Annotated in this window: 18 protein-coding genes; 13 read left to right on the forward strand and 5 right to left on the reverse strand. The window is 60.6% G+C overall.

Annotated elements, in window-relative coordinates:
• Nucleotides 1–3 precede the first annotated feature (3 nt).
• Nucleotides 4–384: a response regulator transcription factor gene (locus AC2FAJ_RS11355; protein ID WP_041911343.1), complete on the forward strand. Its 381-nt coding sequence runs from the start codon at nucleotides 4–6 to the stop codon at nucleotides 382–384.
• A gap of 9 nt (nucleotides 385–393) precedes the next feature.
• Nucleotides 394–5,976, forward strand: a complete 5,583-nt coding sequence (locus tag AC2FAJ_RS11360) for a trifunctional serine/threonine-protein kinase/ATP-binding protein/sensor histidine kinase (protein WP_485454160.1) — start codon at nucleotides 394–396, stop codon at nucleotides 5,974–5,976.
• Between the two features lie 4 nt (nucleotides 5,977–5,980).
• Here the strand turns inward: AC2FAJ_RS11360 and AC2FAJ_RS11365 are convergent, their stop codons facing one another.
• Entirely contained in the window at nucleotides 5,981–6,598 is a 618-nt protein-coding gene (locus AC2FAJ_RS11365) for a response regulator transcription factor (protein ID WP_041911341.1), read from the reverse strand.
• Nucleotides 6,599–6,870: 272 nt separating this feature from the next.
• Here AC2FAJ_RS11365 and AC2FAJ_RS11370 point away from each other — a divergent pair, with 272 nt between their 5' ends.
• Both AC2FAJ_RS11370 and AC2FAJ_RS11375 read left to right on the forward strand, forming a co-directional pair.
• Nucleotides 6,871–7,473: an ATP-dependent Clp protease proteolytic subunit gene (locus AC2FAJ_RS11370; protein WP_045631072.1), complete on the forward strand. Its 603-nt coding sequence runs from the start codon at nucleotides 6,871–6,873 to the stop codon at nucleotides 7,471–7,473.
• 135 nt (nucleotides 7,474–7,608) lie between these two features.
• On the forward strand, nucleotides 7,609–8,730 hold the full coding sequence (locus tag AC2FAJ_RS11375; RefSeq protein WP_485454161.1) for a ribosomal protein uL16 3-hydroxylase: 1,122 nt from the start codon (nucleotides 7,609–7,611) through the stop codon (nucleotides 8,728–8,730).
• 38 nt (nucleotides 8,731–8,768) lie between these two features.
• On the opposite strand, the gene AC2FAJ_RS11380 is transcribed toward AC2FAJ_RS11375, so the two are convergent.
• Entirely contained in the window at nucleotides 8,769–8,957 is a 189-nt protein-coding gene (locus AC2FAJ_RS11380; protein WP_028015370.1) for a hypothetical protein, read from the reverse strand.
• A 219-nt stretch (nucleotides 8,958–9,176) separates the two neighbouring features.
• Between AC2FAJ_RS11380 and AC2FAJ_RS11385 the strand changes: the two genes are divergently transcribed.
• From AC2FAJ_RS11385 to foxA, 3 genes are all read left to right on the forward strand, one after another.
• Nucleotides 9,177–9,410, forward strand: coding sequence for a DUF2171 domain-containing protein (locus tag AC2FAJ_RS11385; RefSeq protein WP_003863067.1), 234 nt, complete (start codon nucleotides 9,177–9,179; stop codon nucleotides 9,408–9,410).
• 138 nt (nucleotides 9,411–9,548) lie between these two features.
• Nucleotides 9,549–10,502 (forward strand): AraC family transcriptional regulator, encoded by a 954-nt coding sequence (locus AC2FAJ_RS11390; RefSeq protein WP_319879604.1) that lies wholly within the window; start codon nucleotides 9,549–9,551, stop codon nucleotides 10,500–10,502.
• 121 nt (nucleotides 10,503–10,623) lie between these two features.
• Entirely contained in the window at nucleotides 10,624–12,732 is a 2,109-nt protein-coding gene (gene foxA, locus AC2FAJ_RS11395; RefSeq protein ID WP_485454162.1) for a ferrioxamine B receptor FoxA, read from the forward strand.
• A 79-nt stretch (nucleotides 12,733–12,811) separates the two neighbouring features.
• Here foxA and AC2FAJ_RS11400 read toward each other — a convergent pair whose 3' ends face one another.
• Nucleotides 12,812–14,227 carry an aminotransferase-like domain-containing protein gene (locus AC2FAJ_RS11400; protein ID WP_045631067.1) on the reverse strand — a complete coding sequence of 472 codons (1,416 nt, stop codon included), beginning with the start codon at nucleotides 14,225–14,227 and terminating at the stop codon, nucleotides 12,812–12,814.
• A 176-nt stretch (nucleotides 14,228–14,403) separates the two neighbouring features.
• Between AC2FAJ_RS11400 and AC2FAJ_RS11405 the strand changes: the two genes are divergently transcribed.
• Entirely contained in the window at nucleotides 14,404–14,565 is a 162-nt protein-coding gene (locus tag AC2FAJ_RS11405) for a DUF1127 domain-containing protein (RefSeq protein WP_032644967.1), read from the forward strand.
• A gap of 37 nt (nucleotides 14,566–14,602) precedes the next feature.
• Here the strand turns inward: AC2FAJ_RS11405 and pdxR are convergent, their stop codons facing one another.
• Nucleotides 14,603–15,991 (reverse strand): MocR-like pyridoxine biosynthesis transcription factor PdxR, encoded by a 1,389-nt coding sequence (gene pdxR, locus AC2FAJ_RS11410; protein WP_447087825.1) that lies wholly within the window; start codon nucleotides 15,989–15,991, stop codon nucleotides 14,603–14,605.
• Between the two features lie 101 nt (nucleotides 15,992–16,092).
• On the opposite strand from pdxR, the gene AC2FAJ_RS11415 reads away from it, so the two are divergent.
• Nucleotides 16,093–16,572: a carboxymuconolactone decarboxylase family protein gene (locus AC2FAJ_RS11415; protein ID WP_014882392.1), complete on the forward strand. Its 480-nt coding sequence runs from the start codon at nucleotides 16,093–16,095 to the stop codon at nucleotides 16,570–16,572.
• On the opposite strand, the gene AC2FAJ_RS11420 is transcribed toward AC2FAJ_RS11415, so the two are convergent.
• On the reverse strand, nucleotides 16,559–17,461 hold the full coding sequence (locus AC2FAJ_RS11420; RefSeq protein ID WP_041911333.1) for a LysR family transcriptional regulator: 903 nt from the start codon (nucleotides 17,459–17,461) through the stop codon (nucleotides 16,559–16,561). The two genes, AC2FAJ_RS11415 and AC2FAJ_RS11420, sit on opposite strands and share 14 nt — an antisense overlap.
• A gap of 100 nt (nucleotides 17,462–17,561) precedes the next feature.
• On the opposite strand from AC2FAJ_RS11420, the gene AC2FAJ_RS11425 reads away from it, so the two are divergent.
• The 4 genes from AC2FAJ_RS11425 (at nucleotide 17,562) to AC2FAJ_RS11440 (ending at nucleotide 20,431) form a co-directional block, all read left to right on the forward strand.
• Nucleotides 17,562–18,974: an aldehyde dehydrogenase family protein gene (locus AC2FAJ_RS11425; protein ID WP_153656733.1), complete on the forward strand. Its 1,413-nt coding sequence runs from the start codon at nucleotides 17,562–17,564 to the stop codon at nucleotides 18,972–18,974.
• A gap of 75 nt (nucleotides 18,975–19,049) precedes the next feature.
• Complete coding sequence (locus AC2FAJ_RS11430; RefSeq protein ID WP_041911331.1) at nucleotides 19,050–19,373, forward strand: antibiotic biosynthesis monooxygenase family protein; 324 nt, start codon at nucleotides 19,050–19,052, stop codon at nucleotides 19,371–19,373.
• Entirely contained in the window at nucleotides 19,366–19,743 is a 378-nt protein-coding gene (locus AC2FAJ_RS11435) for an amino acid-binding protein (protein ID WP_485454163.1), read from the forward strand. Before AC2FAJ_RS11430 ends, AC2FAJ_RS11435 begins: the two co-directional genes overlap by 8 nt.
• Nucleotides 19,736–20,431: an ArsR/SmtB family transcription factor gene (locus AC2FAJ_RS11440; RefSeq protein WP_485454164.1), complete on the forward strand. Its 696-nt coding sequence runs from the start codon at nucleotides 19,736–19,738 to the stop codon at nucleotides 20,429–20,431. Before AC2FAJ_RS11435 ends, AC2FAJ_RS11440 begins: the two co-directional genes overlap by 8 nt.
• The last annotated feature ends 124 nt before the right edge of the window (nucleotides 20,432–20,555 follow it).

Genomic DNA, 20,555 nt, shown 5'->3' on the forward strand with positions numbered 1-20,555 from the left:
AGCATGACGCTGCCGTGGCGCATTGCCATCATTGATGACGAACGTTCCGTCCGCAGCGGGTTGAGTAATCTCCTGGAGTCGGAAGGCTATTCAACCGACACCTTTGATTCGGCAGAGGTGTTTCTCAGCCATCCGCTTGCCCTGTCCGGCGCGGCGCTGGTGATCACCGATATCAAGCTCCGGGGCATGAGCGGCCTGGAGCTGTTTGACAAGCTGCGGCTGCTGGCCGTACCGCCGCCGCCCGTGCTCTTTATCTCCGGTCATGCTGATGAAAATATGCAGCGGTACGCTCTTAATCTGGGCGCCGCTGCTTTTTTGCGTAAGCCCATTAACATCGATATTCTGCTGGATCATATACAGCGGGAGCTGGCCCGCCGACAATAAGGATCGCGGATGAACGAACACGAGCAGCCTGCATTCTGGCCCGCCCAGGGAAATCTTCACCAGGGGCGGGTTTTTGTCCTTAAAGAGGATGTGATGTTTACCGTGCTGGCGCAGGAGGGCGGTATCGCCTGGATGCATGCGCGACATCCTCATTCCGGCGGCTCGTTCATTATCGCCACCGCGGTCAGCGACGAAGAGGAAGAGCGGGCCACCCGGCTGCTGAAAAACGAGTTTGCGCTGCGTGACGTGATGCAGGACAGCTGGGCCATTCGCGCCGTCGCGTCCACCCAGTACCGGGGACGCTTCGCGCTGGTGTACGCCCCGTTTGCCTTTGAGCTGCTGGCGCGGCGCGCGGGCAGGGCGATCTCGGGGATCGCGCGCTTTATCGAGCTGGCGATCCAGATCTGCGCCCCCCTGCGCCAGATGCATCTGCAAAATCTGATCCACGGCGATATCAAGCCCGGCAGCATTTTTATTCATCACGATGGCACCTGCCGTCTGGGCAGCTTTGGCCTCTCCTGCACGCTCTCCGATGCTTTCTCCCAGACCCGGCTTGCCGTTTCAGGCGGTACGCCCGCGTATATGTCGCCGGAGCACACCACCCGCACCCGGCGTCCCGTTGACGGCCGCAGCGATCTCTACAGCCTCGGCATGGTGCTGTATGAACTCCTGACCGGACGCCTGCCGTTTGAGCTGGGAGAGGACGATCAAACCAACTGGGCGCACTACCATATTGCCTCGGAGCCGCTGGCCCCGGACGAGATTCGCCCGGACGTGCCGGGGATGCTGTCGACCATCATCCTCAAGCTGCTGGAGAAGCACCCCGATAACCGCTACCAGACGGTCGACGGGCTGATTGCCGACCTCCGCCGCTGCCAGGCGACGCTAACCTGCGAGGGCGAGATCGTCGCCTTTACCCCCGGCCAGCAGGACCGCACTCCCGCGATCCATCTGGCGGACTCCCTGTTCGCGACGCATCCGCAGGCGAACGACGTCATTGCCGCGTTTGAGCGGGTGGGGCAGAACCGGGTGCCGGAGCTGGTAACGATCGCCGGGCCGTCAGGGATCGGCAAATCCTCAATTATCGCGACGGCGCTCAAAACGCTACAGCAGCGGACGGTGCTGCTGGCGGTGGGCAAAGTCGACCAGTTTTCGCCGTCGCTGCCCTACGGCGCATTAAGCTCCGCGTTCCGCACCCTGACGCTGCACCTGCTGGGGCTGCCGGCAGACGAGGTGGCGAAGTGGAAAATCCGCCTGTCTCGCGCCCTGGAGGGATACGAGGCGCTGGCCGTGAGTCTGGTGCCCGAGCTGGGCCTGCTGCTCGAGAGCAAGCCGCGCTTCTCGGCGGATACGTTTTCCATTGATGCCCGGGCGCGCTTCAGCCATATGGTGCTGGCGCTGGTGAAAACCTTTGCCTCGCAGGGCTGCCCGCTGGTGCTGGTGCTCGACGATCTCCAGTGGAGCGACGCCGCCAGCCTGCAAACGCTCAACTACCTGCTGGTGAACTGCGGCGCGATCCCGCTGCTGGTGGTGGTCGCTCACCGCGATATCGATGCCTTGTCCGAACCCGCACTGCAACAGCTGCTGGCGAGCCTGCCGGAGGCGGCGCAGCACGCGAGCGCAATTGTCCCGCAGGCGCTTTCCGTGAAAGCGGTGGCGCGCTGGCTGGGGACGGTATTTCGCACCCGCAGCACGGCGACGACCGATCTCGCCACGCTGATCCATGAAAAGACCGGGGGCAACCCGCTCTTTGTACACGAGTTTTTCCGCCGCATCGTCGATGACGGGCTGGTGGTACACAACAAATATCAGGACAAGTGGCGCTACGATCTGCAGGCGATCCGCGCCCGGCATTACACCGAAAACGTCGTGGCTCTGGTGCTGGAGCAGCTTGAAGAGCTGCCCGACGAGACGCGCCGCCTGCTGGGCAACCTTGCCTGTCTCGGCGGCACGGGTGAAATGGAGATGATCTGCCGCGTGGTTGGTATATCGATGGCGGAGATGCGCTACGCGCTGCATCCGGCGGTGATGGCCCAGCTCATCGTGCTGACGGAAAAGGCGTATTCCTTCACCCACGACCGGGTGCAGGAGGCGGCCTTTGCGCTGCTGGACCGGCATGAGAAAAGCCATATTCACCTGACGACCGCCAGCCTGCTGGCCGATGCCGCGCGTCAGGCGGCGGGGAACGAGCTGCTGTTCCGCGCCGTTCACCACGTCACGGCCGCGCTGGACAGCGTCCAGCCCGCGCCGCAGCGCCAGATGTTCCGCGAGCTGAGCCTGCTGGCCGCGCGACGCGCGAAGCGTTCGGGGGATTACCCATCGGCGCTCAGCTATATCCAGACCGCCCGAGCGCTGGGAAACGCCGGGACGGTGTCAGACTTTATGCTCGATATCGAAGAGGCGGGCTGCGAGTTTGCGCTCGGCCATCTGGAGCGGACCCGCGAGCTGTGCGATGCGATCCTTGGCTGCCCCGGCGGGCTGACCGAAAAAGCGCTGGCGGCCAACCTGCTGGTGGAAGTCTATATTCGCCAGTCAGATAGCCGTCTGGCGCTGGAGGCGGCGCTCTGCTGGCTGGGGATTTTTGGGATCCAGATCGGCCGCCACCCGGAAGACGCCGACTGCGACGAGGCCTGGGAACGCTTCTGCAACCGCGCGAATGATGCGCCGCAAAACCTGTTTGCCCCGCTCTCGCGGATGGATAACCCGGAAACCGAAGCGGTGATGAACCTGCTCTACAGCGCCAGCATTTGCGCCAGCTTCATCTGCCCGCGCCTGCACTTTTTACTGCTCTGCCGCATGATGCACCTGACCCTCGACCACGGCATTACCGGCGCCTCCACCACGGCGATGGCCTGGTTTGGCGTGCTGATGGGCCACCGCTACGCCGAGTATCGCCTCGGGTTCCAGTACGGCACCCTCGCCCGCGAGCTGGTGAGTCGCCACGGCTACGACGCGTTCGAAGCCAAAACCCTGCTGCCGCTCGACCAGCTCAGCGTCTGGACCCAGCCTTTGTCGTTTACCATCGAGTGCGCGAAGGCCTGCTTTACCTCGGCGGTGACCCACGGGGATATGACGATGGCCTGCTTTGCGGCCTGCCACCAGGTGATCAACTTCCTCTCGCGGGGCGATCACCTGGACGGGGTGCTGACCAGCATCGATCGCGGCCTGGCGTTTGTGCGAAAAACCCACTTCCAGGACGTGGAAACCATTTTGACGATCCAGCGCACCTTTGTTGCGTTTTTGCGCACGCCGGTCATCGGCACCTGGACCGCGTCGCAGGCGCTGCCCGAGGCGCTGCTGCCCGCGTCGCCGGAGCAGGCGCCGGAGCAGACCTCCACCATGCTTTTCTGGTACTGGCTCTACCGCGGCATGGCGCACTTTACCTGCGGCGAATATGCCGACGCGCAGGCGGATCTCGAGACGGCGGGGTGGTACGCGTGGTCTGCGCCGGGCCACATCCATCTGCTGGATTACCATCTTTACAGCGCGCTGGCGCTTTCCCGTCAGCTGACGCCGGAGACCTTCTCGGCGAATCATCGCCGCAGCATTCACGCCCACTACGACAAAATCGCCCTCTGGGCGCGCATCAATCCCGGCACGTTCGCGGATAAAGAGGCGCTGATCTACGCCGAAATCGTGCGTCTGGACGGGATGAACAGCATCGCGCTTGAGCAGTATGAGAAGGCGGTCCGGCTCTCCCGCGAGGGCGGCTTTAACCCCATTAACGCCCTGGCCCACGAGCTGGCTGGGCGCTTCGCGCTGGCCTGCGGCTACCCGACCGCCTCGGACGCGCACTTCCGCGGCGCAATTGCCGCCTGGGGGCGGGCGGGCGCGCAGGCCAAGGTGCGCCAGCTGGAGCAGGATTTCCCGCACCTGCTGGCCTCCGGGCAGGCCAGCGCCTATGACACGGTGGCGTTCGCCCAGAACGAGACGATCCGCGATCTGCAAAGCGTCATCAAAGCCTCCCGCGCGCTGTCGGAAGAGATCAATCTCGAGCGCTTGATCGAAAACCTGATGACCAGCCTGCTCGAACGCGCCGGGGCGCAGCGCGGCCTGCTGCTTCGCGTGAGCGATAGCCTCATCCCGGAGATCGAAGCCAGCGCCTGGACCAGCACCGAAGGCGTGCGGGTGCGGATCCTGAAAGACGTGCCGACGGCGACCGACATGCCCCTGTCGGTGCTCGCGGCGGTGATCCGCACCGGGCAGGAGATCCGCACCGGCAGGCCGGAGGAGTTTCACCCCTTCAGTCAGGACCCCTATCTGGTGACCTCGGGGGCGGCCGTCATGTGCGTCCCGATGTTCAAACAGGCGCGGCTGGTGGGCGTTCTGTACCTGGAAAACCGCCTGATGCCGGAAGTGTTTACCGCCGAGCACTCGCGCGTGGTCAGCCTGCTGGGCGCGCAGGCGGCGGTCTCCCTGGAGACAGCGCGGCTGTACGCCGAGCTGCTGGCGGAGAACATCCAGCGCCGCCGGGTGGAAAAAGAGCTGCGCGCCAGCCAGACCTCGCTGATGCTGGGCGAGCAGATCAGCCACACCGGCAGCTGGCGCTGGGAGCTGGAGCAGGATCTGATGTTTGTCTCGGAGGAGTATGCCCGCATCCTCGGCCTGCCCGAGCGGCAAAAGACGATCTCCATGGCGGAGTTTTTGACCTTCGTTCATGAGGACGATTACGCCCGCATCAGCGCCATCGTCACCCAGAGCGTGCGGGAAGGGCTCTCGATGCGCGCGGAGTTTCGGGTTAAGCGTACCGACGGCTCAACGCGCTATATCCTCGGGATTGGCGATCCGGTGGGCGTGGGCAGCGAGGTGAACGAGTATTACGGCATCATTACCGATATCACCAGCCAGCGCGCCGCGGAGGATGCCATGCGGGTGGCGCAGGCGGAACTGGCGCGGGTGTCGCGGGCCACCACCGTCGGACAGTTAACCTCCTCCATCGCCCACGAGATCAACCAGCCGCTGATGTCCATCGTCTCTAACGCCGGGGCGAGCCTGCGCTGGCTTAACCGCGAGCCTGCCCGGCTGGATAAAGTGCGGGAAGGGCTGGAGGAGATCGCGGCGGAAGGCGCGCGGGCGGGAGAGATCATCCGCAGCATTCAGTCCCTGACGCGCAAGCAGGAGCCCACCTTCGCGCGCATCGATCTGCACTATCTGATCCACCATATCATCACGCTTTCGCGCAGCGAGCTGGAGCAGCGACACATTAGCGTTGATTATCTGTTGAAGGCGCAGGACAGCTTTATCACTGGCGATAGCGTGCAGATCCAGCAGGTGCTGCTCAACCTGGTGATGAATGCGGTGGAGGCGATGGCCGAGGTGAAGGATCGCGCCTGTACCATCATCCTCAGCACCGCCAACGCGGAAGGGAAAGTGATCGTTGAGATCGCCGATACCGGGAGCGGCATTGAGCCCGGGCGGCTGGAGCAGATTTTTGACTCGTTCTACTCCACCAAGCCACAGGGGATGGGGATGGGGCTGACCATCAGCGCCAGCATCATCGAGCGCCACTGCGGGAAGCTGAGCGCGCGCCGCCGGGAGCCTTACGGCACGGTGTTCGCGTTTGCGCTGCCGCTGGCGGCGCAGGAAGGGTAAAAGGTTACTCCGCGGGCTGGCTTTTGGTCAGGCGCTCAACGGCCCTGACCAGCTCGGCAACCGAGCGCACCTGCATTTTCTCCATCACGCGGCGACGGTGCACTTTCACCGTGATCTCGCTGACGCCCAGCTCGGCGGCAATTTGCTTGTTCAGCATGCCGCTTATCGCCAGCGTGAGCACCTCGTGTTCGCGCGGCGTGAGGGAGAGATGGCGCTGCTTCAGGGCGTAGCGCTCTTTATTGCGCTCGGCATTGTTTTCCGCCAGCTGTAACGCGGACTCAATGGCGTCGATCAGCGCGTTTGATTCGACGGGCTTAGTGAGAAATTCGTACGCGCCGCCTTTAATGGCGCGCACCGACATCGGAATGGTGCCGTGGCCGGTGAGGAAAATAATCGGGATCTCTCGCCCGCTGTCCTTGAGGGCGTCCGCCACCTCAAAACCCGAAATGGCGGGCATTTGCATATCGAGGATCACGCACGACGGCAGGTCCTCAAAGCGGTATTGCAGAAACGCTTCTGCCGATGAAAAGCCGATAGCGTTCAGGCCTGCCGATTCCAGCAATCCGATCACGGACTGTCTGACTGCGTCATCGTCATCTACCACATATACAATGTGTTCCATTCACCGCCCCGGTGCTGATTTAAAAGAATGGAAACAGCCCAACGGTAACGTAAGAGACTGTTTATGCTGACTTTCATCTTAACACATTAAATATCATTATCATTTAACAATATGATAACCGTATGAAGAGGAAGTATAGCGAGTCGTTGCCGACTGGTGTGCGGTTTGCCCGGGTCGTCTTCATCATTGTCTTCACGCTTTGTCTCTGAGGACTTTACCCCGTAAAACAGGCTACACTCTGGTTTTGAGCGCGACAAGCTGAGGACATAACAATGCACTACACACTGAAAGAGAGCGACAAGGAAAAAGCGGAAGGGTCAAACGGCGCGGGCGCTCTACAGCAAAAACTGCTGGAGTCCCGTTCGATTGTCATCTCCGGTGAGATCAACCAGGAGCTGGCGCAGAAGGTCATTACCCAGATGATCCTGCTGCAAAGCGTCAGCAACGATCCGATCAAGCTGTACATCAACAGCCAGGGCGGCCACGTGGAAGCGGGTGACACCATTCACGACTTCATCAAGTTCATCCGCCCGGAAGTGCACGTCATCGGCACCGGCTGGGTGGCGAGCGCCGGGATCACCATCTTCCTGGCCGCGAAAAAAGAGCACCGCTACTCGCTGCCGAATACCCGCTTTATGATCCACCAGCCGCTGGGCGGCGTGCGCGGTCAGGCGACGGATATTGAGATCGAAGCGCGCGAGATCATCCGCATGCTGGATCGCGTCAACAAGCTGATCGCTGACGCCACCGGCCAGCCGCTGGAAAAAGTGAAAAAAGACACCGACCGCAACTACTGGATGTCTCCGGCAGAAGCGCTGGACTACGGCATCGTGGGCAAACTGATTACCCATTACGACGAGCTGAACCTGGATTAAGTTTTACTACCGTGTACGTGTCGGGTAGCGGCTTCGCCTTACCCGACCTACGCGCGCTCGTTTGACCCATGACAAGTTCCCCCTCTGCCTTCTTGCCTATAATCGCGCCTGTTTCCCCTCTCACTGGTGCTACCCATGGCGTATCAATTGAACCTGAACTGGCCGGAATTTCTTGAGAAATACTGGCAAAAACAACCCGTAGTGCTGAAAAATGCCTTCCCGAATTTTGTCGACCCGATTACCCCGGACGAGCTGGCAGGCCTGGCGATGGAGCCGGAAGTCGATAGCCGTCTGGTGAGCCACGCTAACGGCAAATGGCAGGCCAGCAATGGTCCGTTTGAGCATTTCGATAACCTCGGTGAAACCGGCTGGTCGCTGCTGGCGCAGGCGGTGAACCACTGGCATATGCCCGCCGCCGAACTGGTGCGTCCGTTCCGCGTCCTGCCGGACTGGCGTCTTGATGACCTGATGATCTCCTTCTCCGTGCCGGGCGGCGGCGTGGGTCCGCATATCGATCAGTACGACGTGTTTATCATTCAGGGGATGGGCAGCCGCCGCTGGCGCGTGGGCGACAAGCTGCCGATGCGTCAGTTCTGCCCGCATCCGGCGCTGCTGCATGTCGATCCGTTTGAGCCGATCATCGACGAAGATCTTGAGCCGGGCGATATCCTCTATATTCCGCCTGGATTCCCGCATGACGGCTTCACCCATGAAACCGCGCTCAACTACTCCGTCGGCTTCCGCGGGCCGAACGGCCGCGATCTGATCAGCAGCTTTGCCGACTACGCGCTGGAAAACGATCTGGGTGGCGAGCACTACAGCGATCCGGATCTGACCTGCCGCGAACACCCGGGCCGCGTGGAGCAGTACGAGCTCGATCGTATCCGTCAGATGATGATCGACATGATTAGCAAGCCGGACGATTTCACGAAATGGTTTGGCAGCTTCGTCTCCACGCCGCGCCACGAGCTGGATATCGCCGCCGCCGAGCCGCCGTATTCAGTGGAAGAGGTGCTCGACGCGCTGCAAGGGGGCGAAACGCTGTCGCGCCTGAGCGGCCTGCGCGTGCTGAACGTTAACGGCAGCTTCTTCATTAACAGCGAACAGCTGGAGACGGTAGACGCGAAGGGCGCGGATGCGCTGTGCCGCTACACCGAACTCGGCCAGGCCGAGCTGGGCGATGCGCTGAAAAACCTGGCGTTTGTTGACGAACTCACCGGGCTGATTAACCAGGGGTACTGGTACTTCGACGAGTAACAGGAGGCGGCGTTTAGTCAGCCTAAACGCCGCTACGTTCAAACCAGCATATTACACGCCTTCCAGTAGTTCAAAAGCCTCTCGTCGTCGCGCTCTTTCTCCGCTTTGATTTTCATCGCCTGGGCGAGATTCTCTCGCGATAACTCATGGCCTTTTTGCACGATGTCCAGGACCGCTTCACCAAGAGCCAGCGAAATTTCTGCCCGATTATTATTGCGAATCGTCATAAATACCTCCTCGTTGGTTGCGATAATTTAATTATGAACGGGAAATAATCAGTCGGTAAGAATTCATCTCATTCTTATTTTTTCAATTCGGCGCTAAATAGACATAATATTCGATTCTGTCAATGATGTTTCAAAATACTAATAAGCCTTTTAAGCCTGAATTTATGCGCTACAGTTAATTTCGTGCAACAGGCAAATAACCGAAACAGGAGAATAATTATGGTAGATAAAAGCGCAATTAAGGATCACACTCAGGTTGTCGCCAGCTGCGGAACGCACGTCGGGGTTGTGGACCATCTTGATGGTGAGCGCATCAAGCTTGCGAAGAGCGATCCGGAATCGGGCGGCAAACACCACTTTATTCCTCTCGGCTGGGTCGATAAGGTCGAAGATAATAAAGTTGTCCTGACCAAAAACCATAAAGAGGTTTTTGCTGAGTGGCAGGAAGCATAAATATATTTCTCGCAAGGAAATATATGACTTCGCTCCGGCTTCGTCCGGAGCGTAATAATGTCTGCGCCCGGTGATTGCTGCCATTGCAAAGGGATGGTACTGTTTTGCCTGTCCTTTTCCCGATGCAGGCCCCGAATTATGCTCCAGAGTGAAAATAGATCAGCGAAACGCATATTTTTTGTTGAGGATTTTCAAGTATTCGGCGAGCGCTACGGCATCGACTACCGTTTCCCGCTGTTAAAAGGGGAGCAGATCAGCGGCAGCCCGGTGTTGCAGGGGAATGTGGAAGAGATGACGCTCTCGTCCGGCATTTCGCTGACCCACTCCGACGTGCATGTATTACAACCCTACGAAACCACATCTCGCCACAGCAGCCCGCTCTATATGCTGGTAGTCCTGGAAGGGTGCGTTACGATCGCGCTCAATGGCATCGACTATCACATTCGTCCCGGCATGGCGTTCAGCGCCCGTCTGAGTGAGGAACAGGTGATGAGTGCGCGTCACGACGCTGATAGCGCGCTAAAAACGCTCTCGTTTGGCGTGTACCCGCATGAAGCCGGGCGTGAAGCCCTGCTTGAGTCGCTGCTGCTGGAATGGCAAAACCTGAATACACCCACGTTTGTCTGGCACGTTCCCGAGTTTGTTATGTCAGGCATTCAGCATGCGCAGCAGCAGAGGGGACGCGTGCTCTCACGCAAGCTGGTGCTGGAGGGGCTGATGTATCAGCTGCTCGGCCACGGCCTCAGCCAGCGCCAGCAGCCTTGCCCAAGCCGCCCTGAGCATGCGCGTCTTGAACGCGTGCGGAGCCTGCTGGAACAGTCTCCTGAGCGGGATCATACTCTCGCGCAGCTGGCAGCCCTGGCTGCAATGAGCCCAAGTAGCCTGCGCAGCAAGTTCCGTCAGCGCTACGGCTGCACCCTCTTCGATTATCTTCGCGACTGTCGCCTTGCGCTGGCGCGCCGCTATCTGCTGGAAGGCCACAGCGTGCAGCAGGCGGCCTGGATGTGCGGGTATCAGCATGCCACCAATTTCGCCACCGCGTTTCGTCGTCATTACGGGATTTCACCGGGCGACGTGCGCAAACTCCGCTAACGTAATTTCGCCCATCGCGCGAACGCATCCCGTGCGGTTTAGCATCGCGCATACGTAACCTGGCGGCGCGCATAGCCGTTTGCATCCTCAAAAAGGTAATAATTCTTATTAACAATAAGAAATGTCTCTGGAGAGGGTTATGTTTGCTAAATCGCGTCTGGCACTGCTGGTGGGATGGGTTACCGGTAGCGTCGCTTTTCCTTTACTGGCGCAGGATGCGCAAAAAACTGACACCGTGGTGGTGACCTCGCAGATGCAGTCTGCGGCCACCAAGCTTGAAACGCCGGATATTGAAACTCCGCAGTCGGTCTCTATCGTCACGCGCGAGCAGTTCGAAGAGCAGGGCGCAACCAGCGTGCGTCAGGCCGTGAGCTACACGCCGGGGGTCTACAGCAACCAGATTGGGGCGTCTAACCGCTTTGACTACATGGTGCTACGCGGCTTCTCTGACGGCAGCCTGGACAACGTCTACCTGGACGGCCTGAAGATGATGGGCGACACCAACTCCCACAGCTCGCTGGTGGTTGATCCGTGGTTCCTGGACAGTATCGAAGTCGTGCGCGGTCCGGCCTCCGTGCTCTATGGTCGTTCATCGCCGGGCGGGATTGTGGCGCTTACCTCCCGTAAGCCGTCGTTCGATCCGGGCGGGGAGATCAAGCTCTTCGCCGGGAACAATAGCCAGCGTGGGGCGATGTTCGACGTTACTGGCCCGGTTGATGATAACGACCGCGTGGCGGTGCGCCTCAGCGGGATGACCCGCTATGCCAATTCCCAGTTCGATCCGCTGAAGGAAGAGCGTTACGCCCTGATGCCGAGCCTGACCTGGCGTATCACCGACAACACCCGTCTGGATCTGATGGCCTACCTGCACCGCGATCCGGAAGGCGGCAGCCACTCCGGCCTGCCGTATGAGGGCACGGTTGTGCCGCACAGCGGGAAGAAAATCTCCAACACGTTCTTTGAAGGTGAAGACGATTACGACAAGTACGATCGTCGGGAAAACATGGTCGGCTATAACCTTGAGCACCTGTTTGACAGCGGCTGGTCCGTGCGCCAGAAGCTGCGCTACCTGCACACCAAAGTGGAGCTGAACCAGGTGTATGCCGCAGGCTGGCTGAATGACACCGAGCTGAATCGCGGCTATTCCGGCTCTGACGAGAAGATGAACGCCATCACCCTGGATAACCAGGTCGACGGCAGCTTCGACACCGGGGCGGTGAACCACCGCGTGCTGATCGGCATGGACTATCAGGACCGCACCAACAACGTGACCGGCTACTATGGCGGCTTCCCGCCGATTGACGCCTTCCACCCGGTTTACGGTGCGAAGCCGGACTACATCACCCAGTACAGCAGGGAAAAGCATAAGCTTCGCCAGACCGGTTACTACCTACAGGATCAGATGTCCATTGACCGCTGGCGCCTGACGCTCGGCGGGCGTTACGACCAGGTGAGCGTGTCGAACGTCGACAACTTTAACCACACCCGCAGCGATCTGGATAAAAACAACTTCAGCAGCCGCGCGGCGCTGCTGTATCTGTTTGATAACGGCGTTGCGCCGTACGTCAGCTACTCCACCGCCTTTACGCCGACCAGCTTTGCCGACGAGCAGGGCAATATCCTGGATCCGATGAAGGGCAAGCAGTGGGAAGCGGGCGTGAAGTATGAGCCAGAAGGGATGAACAGCCAGTTCAGCGCCTCGGTGTTCCGCATTAACCAGAAGAACATTGCCACTAAAGAGGAGCCGACCGATCCGTACCGTTCCATCGGTGAAATCGAATCCAAAGGCGTTGAGCTGGAGGCGATTGGTCAGCTGACCGACAGCCTGCGCATGCAGGCGGCGTATACCTACACGGATATTCGCTATAAGAAGAGCAGCCCGGAAGAGGAGGGCAAGCGCGCCGTCTATGCCCCGCGTAACATGGCCAGCGCCTGGCTGAGCTACGACGTCAAAACCGGCCCGCTGGACGGCCTGACCGTCGGCTCCGGCGTGCGCTATGTCAACGGGATCGCCAGCGATCGCCAGAACACCCATACGCTTCCATCGTACACGCTGGTTGACATGGTCGTGGGGTATGACCTGTCAAAAGTGGGGCTTACGGGCGTGAGTGCGCAGCTGAACGTCAATAATCTGACGGACAAAAGCTACGTTGCGGCGTGTAACTCGCTCTCTTACTGCTACTTCGGTGCAGAACGCAGCATTGTGGGCAGCGTTTCGTGGAAGTTCTGAGTCGTTGATTTTGCCGGGTGGCGGCTTCGCCTTACCCGGCCTACTCTGTTCCGTAGCGCCACCGGCGCTAAAAAACGTACTACTCCTCCATCGCAATCACAATCGCCTCGCCCATCTTCTTCAACGCCTCGCGATGCTTATCCGTCGGCGGCAGCGCCACGTTGATCCGCAGGCAGTTGCGGTACTTCCCGGAGGCGGAAAACAGCGACCCGGCCGCCGCCTGGATCTTCAGGCGGCACAGCTGCTTGCTGACGCACACCATATCCACCTTCTCCGGCAGCTCAACCCACAGCAGGAAGCTCCCCTGCGGGCGGGTGACGCATATCTCTGCCGGAAAATACTGCCTCACCCAGCAGGTATAGGTCTCCATATTCTGCTGATAAATCTGACGCATACGGCGCACGTGGCGATGGTAATGGCCGTCGCGAATAAACGCCGCCACCGCCATCTGCGTGCCCGGCACGTTAAACCCGCCCGCGGCGTACTTCATGTGCATCACCCGGTCGTAATAGCGCCCCGGCACAATCCAGCCGACCCGCAGTCCCGGCGCCACGGTCTTGGTAAACGAGCTGCATAAGAGCACGCGGCCATCTATGTCCATAGAATGAATGGTGCGCGGACGCGGGTACTCCGCCGCCAGCTCGCCGTAAATGTCATCCTCAACAATCACGATATCGTGCCGCTGTGCCAGGGCTAAGACCTGCTTCTTGCGAGACTCCGGCATGATAAACCCGAGCGGGTTATTGCAGTTGGGCACCAGGATCACCGCCTTGATCGGCCACTGCTCCATTGCCAGCTCTAACGCCTCGATGCTGATCCCGGTTTCAGAGTCGGTGGGAATTTCAATCGCCTTGATGTCAAACCCGCGCAGCATCTGCATGGTGCCGTGAAAAGATGGCGACTCCACCGCCACGATGTCCCCCGGTTTGCAAACCGACAGCAGGGCGATCGACAGCGCGCCGTGGCAGCCGTTGGTGATGACAATCTCATTCGCTGCCACGGTAGAGCCGCCGTCCAGCATCAGGCGGGCGATCTGCTCGCGCAGCTCAAGGCGGCCGTCGAGCACGTCATAGCTCAGCATCTCGCTTGGGTTATGCTGCGCAAGGCGGCTCATCTCGCGCCACAGGGGCTTCAGGCTCGGCTGGTTAATGTCCGGCGAGCCGCCGCCAAAGGAGATCATCTCTTTGTCGGCGCGGGCGTCCAGCAGCATCATCACCTCATCCCACTGGGTGACGTCCACCGGGCGCTGCACCGGGCGCGTCATCGCCGGGACGGGCGGCTGGGCTTTGCGTTTCGAGACAAAATAGCCGGAGCGCGGCTGGGGGGTGATCAGCTGAAGGTTTTCGAGGATCTGGTAGGCCTGCTGTATGGTGCTGATGCTCACGCCATGCTCCTGGCTCAGGGCGCGCACCGACGGCAGACGCTCGCCGCTGCGATACAGCCCTTGTTCAATGCGTTCTGCCAGAAGGTTGGCGAGGTGTTGATAGCGCGTCATGCTGTATCCTTTGTTTTCACCATACAGAGCATTAAACCAGTACAGATTGCCGCAAAAAACGGCATGCAGATACCGTTTTAGCGGATCTGTATGTTAAACAAAAGTTGTTTTTGCATCTGTATTGCCCAGGTCGATTTCCAGGATGATAACCCCACTGGCACAGTGAGGAGAGCATTATGGAATTCTACGAAAACCGTTCAAAACGTCCGTTCGTCGTATTTGTCTGGATCGGCAAAACGATCCGCAACTGGTATCGCATCAACCGGACCCGCCGCATCCTGAGCCAGATGAGCGACGAGCAGCTCAAGGACGTCGGGTTATCCCGCAATGATATTTAAACCGTGGCCGGGTAAGGCGCAACCGCCACCCGGCGGTTCAGTTCAACAGCGCGAGCGTCTGCCGTTTCGGCCTTTCCAGCAGCTCCACCGCCTCCTGATAGGTCCGCACGTTGTTATAGCCCATCACCAGCCCATAGCGTTTGCCCGACCCGCGATACCACGCCGAGAGCGCATTGACCTGCAACTGCTGTTCCTGCCAGCAGCGTGCGATCTCCCGGTCAGCGCTTCCCTTTGCGAGGAACGCGACAATATGCATTCCACCGTCGTTTTGCTCGGTGAAGAACAGATCGCCATAGACCTCACGCAGGGCGGCAATCATCCAGTCGCGGCGGGTTTGATAGAGCGCGCGCATCTTCTTGATATGGCGAAAAAAATGCCCCTCGTTGAGAAAGGCAGTGAGGATCTTTTGCGTCAGCACCGGCTGGCCGCTGGTGAGGATATCCGCGCTGTCGGTAAAGGCGCCGACGGTGCTGGCGGGCATCACCACGTAGCCTATGCGCAGCGACGGCATGATGGTTTTGCTGAAGGTGCCCATAAAGATCACCCTGTCATGCCGATCGAGGCTTTTCAGCGACGGCAGCACTTTGCGGGTGTAGTGAAATTCGCCGTCATAATCATCTTCGATAATCCACGCCTCGTTTTGCGACGCCCAGTCGAGCAGCTGCTGCTTACGCGGCAGGGAGAGCGTCACCGCCAGCGGACTCTGGTGCGAGGGGGTAACGATGGCGAAGCGGGCGTCGCGATGGTGACGCAGCAGGTAGTCTGTGTCCATCCCTGCGCGATCGACCGGCACGGTGTGCAGGCGGGGCACAATTCGCTTGAGCAGCTGCTGGCCCATAAAGTAGCCCGGATCTTCAAACACCACCTTGTCGCTGCGGCTGGCGAGGGTGTCGAGGATCAGCCGCAGGCTGCCGCTGTAGCCGCTGGTGATCAGCACCTGTTCGGCGGTGCAGGACAAGCCGCGCGAGATATTGAGATAGCTGGCGATGGCCTGGCGCAGCGGATACCAGCCCAGGACGGGCGGGTTGAGCATCTCCTCCTGACGCATGGCGCGCGTCGCCTGGCCCGCCAGCAGCAGCCATTTTTTATACGGGAAGCTGTCGAGGGCGGGGATGCCGGGGCGCAGAAATCCGGCCCGCTCGCGCTGGCTGATAAGCGAGGCCGGAAGCGTGCCGGTAGGCTGTTCCGCAGGGGCATTGTTATCCGGCAGCAGTAAATCCGGGTTGACCCGCGTGCCGCGCGCGCCCTGGCTCACCAGATACCCTTCACCCGTCAGAATGGCGTACGCCGTTTCGACGGTTTTGCGCGCCACCTTCAGCTCTTCCGCCAGCACGCGGATGGCAGGTACCTTATCCCCCGGCTTCAGCACGCCGCGCGTGATGTTGTCGCGATAGCGGGTATAAATGTCGTGATAGCCCGGCTTCATGTCCTACCTCATTTCACGCTTTTTGTATCTTTTTACTATGTCATGAACGGCGTAGATTTGCCTCATCGCACGGCACATGCCGCACAAAAAGAGGAAAGACAATGAGCACTCGCGTTAACCACCATAAAGTTACACCTGCCCTCGCCAACGCGCTGTCTGCCCTGAGCATGGAGGTGGCAAAAACCTCCATCGACCCGGCGCTGAAGCACCTAATCGACATTCGCGTGTCGCAGCTGAACGGCTGTACGTTCTGTCTGGATATGCACTCTAAAGAGGCCAAAATCGCCGGGGAACGCGAGCTGCGCCTGTACCATCTGGCGGCCTGGCGCGAGTCCCCGCTGTTCAGCGCCCGTGAAAAAGCCGCGCTGGCCTTCACCGAAGCGCTGACCCAGATTGGCGTTCACGGGGTGAGCGACGCGCTGTACCGCAGCGTGGCGGAGCACTTCTCGGACGTGGAGATTTCAGAGCTGAACTTCGCCATCGTGGCGATCAACGCCTGGAACCGTCTTGGGATCACCTCCCGCATGGCGCCCGGCTCGCTGGACGCTGCTTACGGGCTGAATAAGGCTAACCTGGAATAATCCCGCGCTCGCGGATCATCGCCACCAGCGCCCGCAGTCCCGGCGGGACGTGGCGATGGCCGGGGTAATACAGGCGCAGCCCGGCAAAGGGCTGCGCCCAGTCGTTTAAAACGCTCACCAGCTCTCCATTCTCAAGCTCTTCCCGGATATACAGTTCCGGCAAAAATCCTACCCCTAATCCCGCCTTTACGGCGCGGATCGAGGCGAAAAGATCGGATGTCGCAAAGCGTGGCGGTACGGCAAGGGCGTACGTTTCCCCCCGACGCGCCAGCTCCCAGCGGTAGATCCCCCCGTGGGCCATGCGCATGCCGATCCCCTGATGTGAAAGCAGATCGTCCGGCGTCTGCGGAGTACCGTGACGGGCAAAATAGTCCGGCGTGGCGGTCACCAGCTGACGGATCTCTCCGGTCAGCGGCACGGCGATCATGTCCTGCGGCACGGACTCCTCGAGGCGGATCCCCGCGTCGTAGCCTTCCGCGACGATGTCGATCATGCGCGCTTCGCTGACGGTTTCCACGCGCATCTTCGGATAGCGGATCATAAAGTCGATCAGCAGCTGGTCCAGAAACAGGGTGCCGATATGGTTCGGCACGTTCAGACGCAGCGTGCCGGCGGGTTCCCCGGTGTCGCTGTGGATCTCCTCGCTGGCGAGGCGGATCTCCTGCAGCGCCGGGCCAACGCGCGCCACGTAGCGCTGTCCGGCGTCGGTGAGCGCCACGCTGCGGGTAGTGCGGTTAAAGAGGCGAGTATCCAGGCGGCTCTCCAGCCCGGCGATGGCGTTACTGACCGCCGTGGCGGACATGCCGAGCTCCTGCGCCGCGCCGCGAAAGCTGCCGCGCCGCACCACCGCCATAACCACTTCCAGCTCTGTCAGACCTGAACGATGCATAGATTATCCTGAAAATCGAAACAACCCTTGCAGTATAGTGTGGATTATCGCAACGGAGAAGCCGTGCCAGACTGTGCTCACACAGCCTGAGGAGGTTTATATGCACACTATCGAACAGATCTTTATTAACGGCGAATTTGTTACCCCGCACGGCACCGAACGGTTTGATTTATACAACCCGGCGACGGCGCAGGTCATCGGGCAGGTACGCCTGGCGGATGAGGTTGACGCAGCGCGCGCCGTTGCGGCGGCAAAAGCGGCGTTCCCCGCGTGGTCGCAGACGACAAAGCAGGAGCGCATTGCCGCGCTAAAACGTATGCACGCCGCCGTGGCCGCTCGTCACGACGATCTGCTGGAAGCGGTCATCGAAGAGTACGGCGCGCCCGCCTCGCGCTCCGCGTGGATGGCCAGCTATCCGGCGGAGGTGATTGCTCAGGCGATTGAGGCGCTGGAGGCGTTTGAATTCGTCACCCCCGCGGGTGCAGCCACGGTGCAGATGACGCCGCTTGGCGTGGCCGGGCTGATTACGCCGTGGAACAGCGACGCAGGATTTATCTGCGGCAAGCTGGCGGCAGCGCTGGCCGCGGGCTGTACGGCGGTGATCAAGCCGAGCGAAATGAGCGCCCTGCAAACGCAGATTGTCACCGAAGCGCTGCGCGATGCGGCTCTGCCGCCGGGCGTGTTTAACATCGTCACCGGGCGGGGTGAGACGGTCGGTGACACAATCAGCCGCCATCCGGACGTGGCAAAAATCTCGTTTACCGGTTCGACGCATACCGGCAAGGCGATCCTGCGCAACGCGGCGGAAAGCTTTAAGCGCGTGACGCTGGAGTTAGGCGGGAAATCGCCGACGATCCTGCTGGATGACGTGGATCTGGCGCAGGCGATCCCGCTGGTGATTCAGGCCGGTTTTATGAACAGCGGGCAGGCGTGCGTGGCCGGTACGCGCATTCTGGTGCCTTACTCGCGTAAGGCGGAGATCGAAACCGCGCTGGCGCAGGCCGTAGCGGCGGTGAACTCCGGCGACCCGCGCGATAAATCAACGGACGTCGGCCCGATGGTCAGCGCAAAGCAGTGGCAGCGGGTGCAGGGCTATATCCGCAAAGGTGTCGAAGAGGGGGCGCGCCTGCTGGCGGGCGGCGAGGGGCGGCCGGAAGGCACGCAGGACGGCTGGTTTGTGCGCCCGACGCTGTTTGTCGACGTGAACAACCAAATGACGATTGCCCGCGACGAGATTTTTGGCCCGGTTCTGTGCGTTATTCCCTATCGTGACGAGGCGGAGGCGATTGCCATTGCCAACGACACGGACTACGGCCTGAGCGCGGTGGTGCTGGGCGGTGCGGACCGCGCGCGCCGCGTGGCGCAGCAGATTGTTTCCGGTCGCGTGCTGGTGAACACCCTGGCCCATGAACCGAAAGCGCCGTTCGGCGGGTTTAAGCACTCCGGCGTGGGGCGCGAGATGGGCGAGTGGGGGATCCGCGCGTTTATGGAGCCGAGGTCGGTTCTGGGCTAAAGCTTCGCTCTTTACCGAAGCATTGTGCTTTTCCATCCTGCATTCTCTCCTCAACATCACAGCGGAGAGACCATCATGATCGCAGTCCTTTTCGAAGCCAAAGCCGCGCCTGCCCATCAGGCGCGCTACCTCCAACTTGCCGCAGAGCTTAAGCCTTTGCTGGCCGACATCGACGGCTTTATCGATATCGAACGGTTCCAGAGCCTGACGACCGACGGCAAAATTCTTTCCCTTTCCTGGTGGCGGGATGAAGAGGCCGTCCGCCGCTGGAAGCAGAACGTTTTTCATCAGGCGGCACAGGCCGAAGGGCGGGAGTCGATTTTCTCTTTCTACCGTATTCGCGTGGCGCAGCTGGTGCGGGAGTACAGTTCCGAAACGGGAGGGCGCGCGAATGTATGACGTTCACGTGATTTTCCGCGACGGGCCCGGCGAGCTGGCGCGCTTTGGACAGCTGTTGGGGCGCAACGGCGTAGGGCTTGAGGGGGGCGGCGTATTCGGTACCGATGCCCATTTCCTGGTGGAGGACGGGGAAAAAGCCCGCCGCGTGCTGGTGGAGGCCGGGTTTACCGTGCAGGCGGTGCGCAGGCCGGTTATCAGAAAACTCAGGCAGTCGCGTCCCGGCGAGCTGGGTGAAATTGCGGCGGCGCTGGCGGCACGCGGCGTGTCTGTTCTTACCCAGTACAGCGACCATGCGAATCACCTTATTCTGCTGACGGATGATGATAAGCTGGCCGCAGAGATCACCGAACCCTGGGCGGCCCATGCTTAAGACGAGTTTACCCCCTGATAACAGCGCGATGCTGGAAAAGGCGATTGCCGCGGTGGCAGCAGCAATGGCCGATCCGTCGCGCGTGAAGATGCTCTGTGCGCTAATGGACGGGCGGGCGTGGACCGCTACCGAACTGAGCACCGCGGCAGACGTCGCCCCCTCGACCGCCAGCGGGCATCTCGCCCGGCTGGTGGAGGGAAAGTTGATTACCTGTCTGTCTCAGGGGCGGCACCGCTACTATCGTCTGGCGGGGCACGACGTGGCGGAGCTGATCGAACAGATGATGGGGCTCTCCTGGAGCCGCATTGCGCCGCCGGAAACCACCGCGCCGAAGGCCATGCGGGAGGCGCGCACCTGCTACGATCATCTGGCGGGCGCGGTGGCGGTAAAGATCTACGATTTCATGCAGGCGGAAGGCTGGCTGGAGGCAGACGGTTCAGCGCTCACGCTGTATGGCCGGGAGCAGTTTCTGAAGCTCGGCGTGTCGTTAAGCGCTCATCCGCGCCGTAAGGCCTGCTGCGCCTGTCTGGACTGGAGCGAGCGGCGGTTTCACCTCGGAGGCGAAGCTGGCGCGGCGCTGCTTATTCATCTGGAAAGCAAAGGGTGGATCCAGCGGGTGGCGGGGTACAGGGAGGTGGTGGTGACGGCTTCGGGAAAAAGTGCCGTCAGGAGGCATTTTAGCCGCTAAACTCCACTGCGGGCTGGGGCCCTCACCCCGACCCTCTCCCACAGGGAGAGGGAGACATCGTTTTCGCAATTCCTGCTCTTTCGTCTCACGTTTCTTGATACTTACCCTGATAACTATTATCTTG

The organism is Enterobacter cloacae complex sp. 385G4 (assembly GCF_057320665.1).

What these genes read in the sequence shown, in the direction of transcription:
- AC2FAJ_RS11355 (WP_041911343.1), top strand. Translation starts at nt 4, where the DNA reads ATGACGCTGCCGTGGCGCATTGCCATCATTGATGACGAACGTTCCGTC.
- AC2FAJ_RS11435 (WP_485454163.1), top strand. Translation starts at nt 19,366, where the DNA reads ATGTATGACGTTCACGTGATTTTCCGCGACGGGCCCGGCGAGCTGGCG.
- pdxR (WP_447087825.1), bottom strand. Translation starts at nt 15,991, where the DNA reads ATGAAGCCGGGCTATCACGACATTTATACCCGCTATCGCGACAACATC.
- AC2FAJ_RS11400 (WP_045631067.1), bottom strand. Translation starts at nt 14,227, where the DNA reads ATGACGCGCTATCAACACCTCGCCAACCTTCTGGCAGAACGCATTGAA.
- AC2FAJ_RS11440 (WP_485454164.1), top strand. Translation starts at nt 19,736, where the DNA reads ATGCTTAAGACGAGTTTACCCCCTGATAACAGCGCGATGCTGGAAAAG.
- AC2FAJ_RS11365 (WP_041911341.1), bottom strand. Translation starts at nt 6,598, where the DNA reads ATGGAACACATTGTATATGTGGTAGATGACGATGACGCAGTCAGACAG.
- AC2FAJ_RS11380 (WP_028015370.1), bottom strand. Translation starts at nt 8,957, where the DNA reads ATGACGATTCGCAATAATAATCGGGCAGAAATTTCGCTGGCTCTTGGT.
- AC2FAJ_RS11405 (WP_032644967.1), top strand. Translation starts at nt 14,404, where the DNA reads ATGGAATTCTACGAAAACCGTTCAAAACGTCCGTTCGTCGTATTTGTC.
- AC2FAJ_RS11375 (WP_485454161.1), top strand. Translation starts at nt 7,609, where the DNA reads ATGGCGTATCAATTGAACCTGAACTGGCCGGAATTTCTTGAGAAATAC.
- AC2FAJ_RS11430 (WP_041911331.1), top strand. Translation starts at nt 19,050, where the DNA reads ATGATCGCAGTCCTTTTCGAAGCCAAAGCCGCGCCTGCCCATCAGGCG.
- AC2FAJ_RS11420 (WP_041911333.1), bottom strand. Translation starts at nt 17,461, where the DNA reads ATGCATCGTTCAGGTCTGACAGAGCTGGAAGTGGTTATGGCGGTGGTG.
- AC2FAJ_RS11370 (WP_045631072.1), top strand. Translation starts at nt 6,871, where the DNA reads ATGCACTACACACTGAAAGAGAGCGACAAGGAAAAAGCGGAAGGGTCA.
- foxA (WP_485454162.1), top strand. Translation starts at nt 10,624, where the DNA reads ATGTCTCTGGAGAGGGTTATGTTTGCTAAATCGCGTCTGGCACTGCTG.
- AC2FAJ_RS11385 (WP_003863067.1), top strand. Translation starts at nt 9,177, where the DNA reads ATGGTAGATAAAAGCGCAATTAAGGATCACACTCAGGTTGTCGCCAGC.
- AC2FAJ_RS11425 (WP_153656733.1), top strand. Translation starts at nt 17,562, where the DNA reads ATGCACACTATCGAACAGATCTTTATTAACGGCGAATTTGTTACCCCG.
- AC2FAJ_RS11360 (WP_485454160.1), top strand. Translation starts at nt 394, where the DNA reads ATGAACGAACACGAGCAGCCTGCATTCTGGCCCGCCCAGGGAAATCTT.
- AC2FAJ_RS11415 (WP_014882392.1), top strand. Translation starts at nt 16,093, where the DNA reads ATGAGCACTCGCGTTAACCACCATAAAGTTACACCTGCCCTCGCCAAC.
- AC2FAJ_RS11390 (WP_319879604.1), top strand. Translation starts at nt 9,549, where the DNA reads ATGCTCCAGAGTGAAAATAGATCAGCGAAACGCATATTTTTTGTTGAG.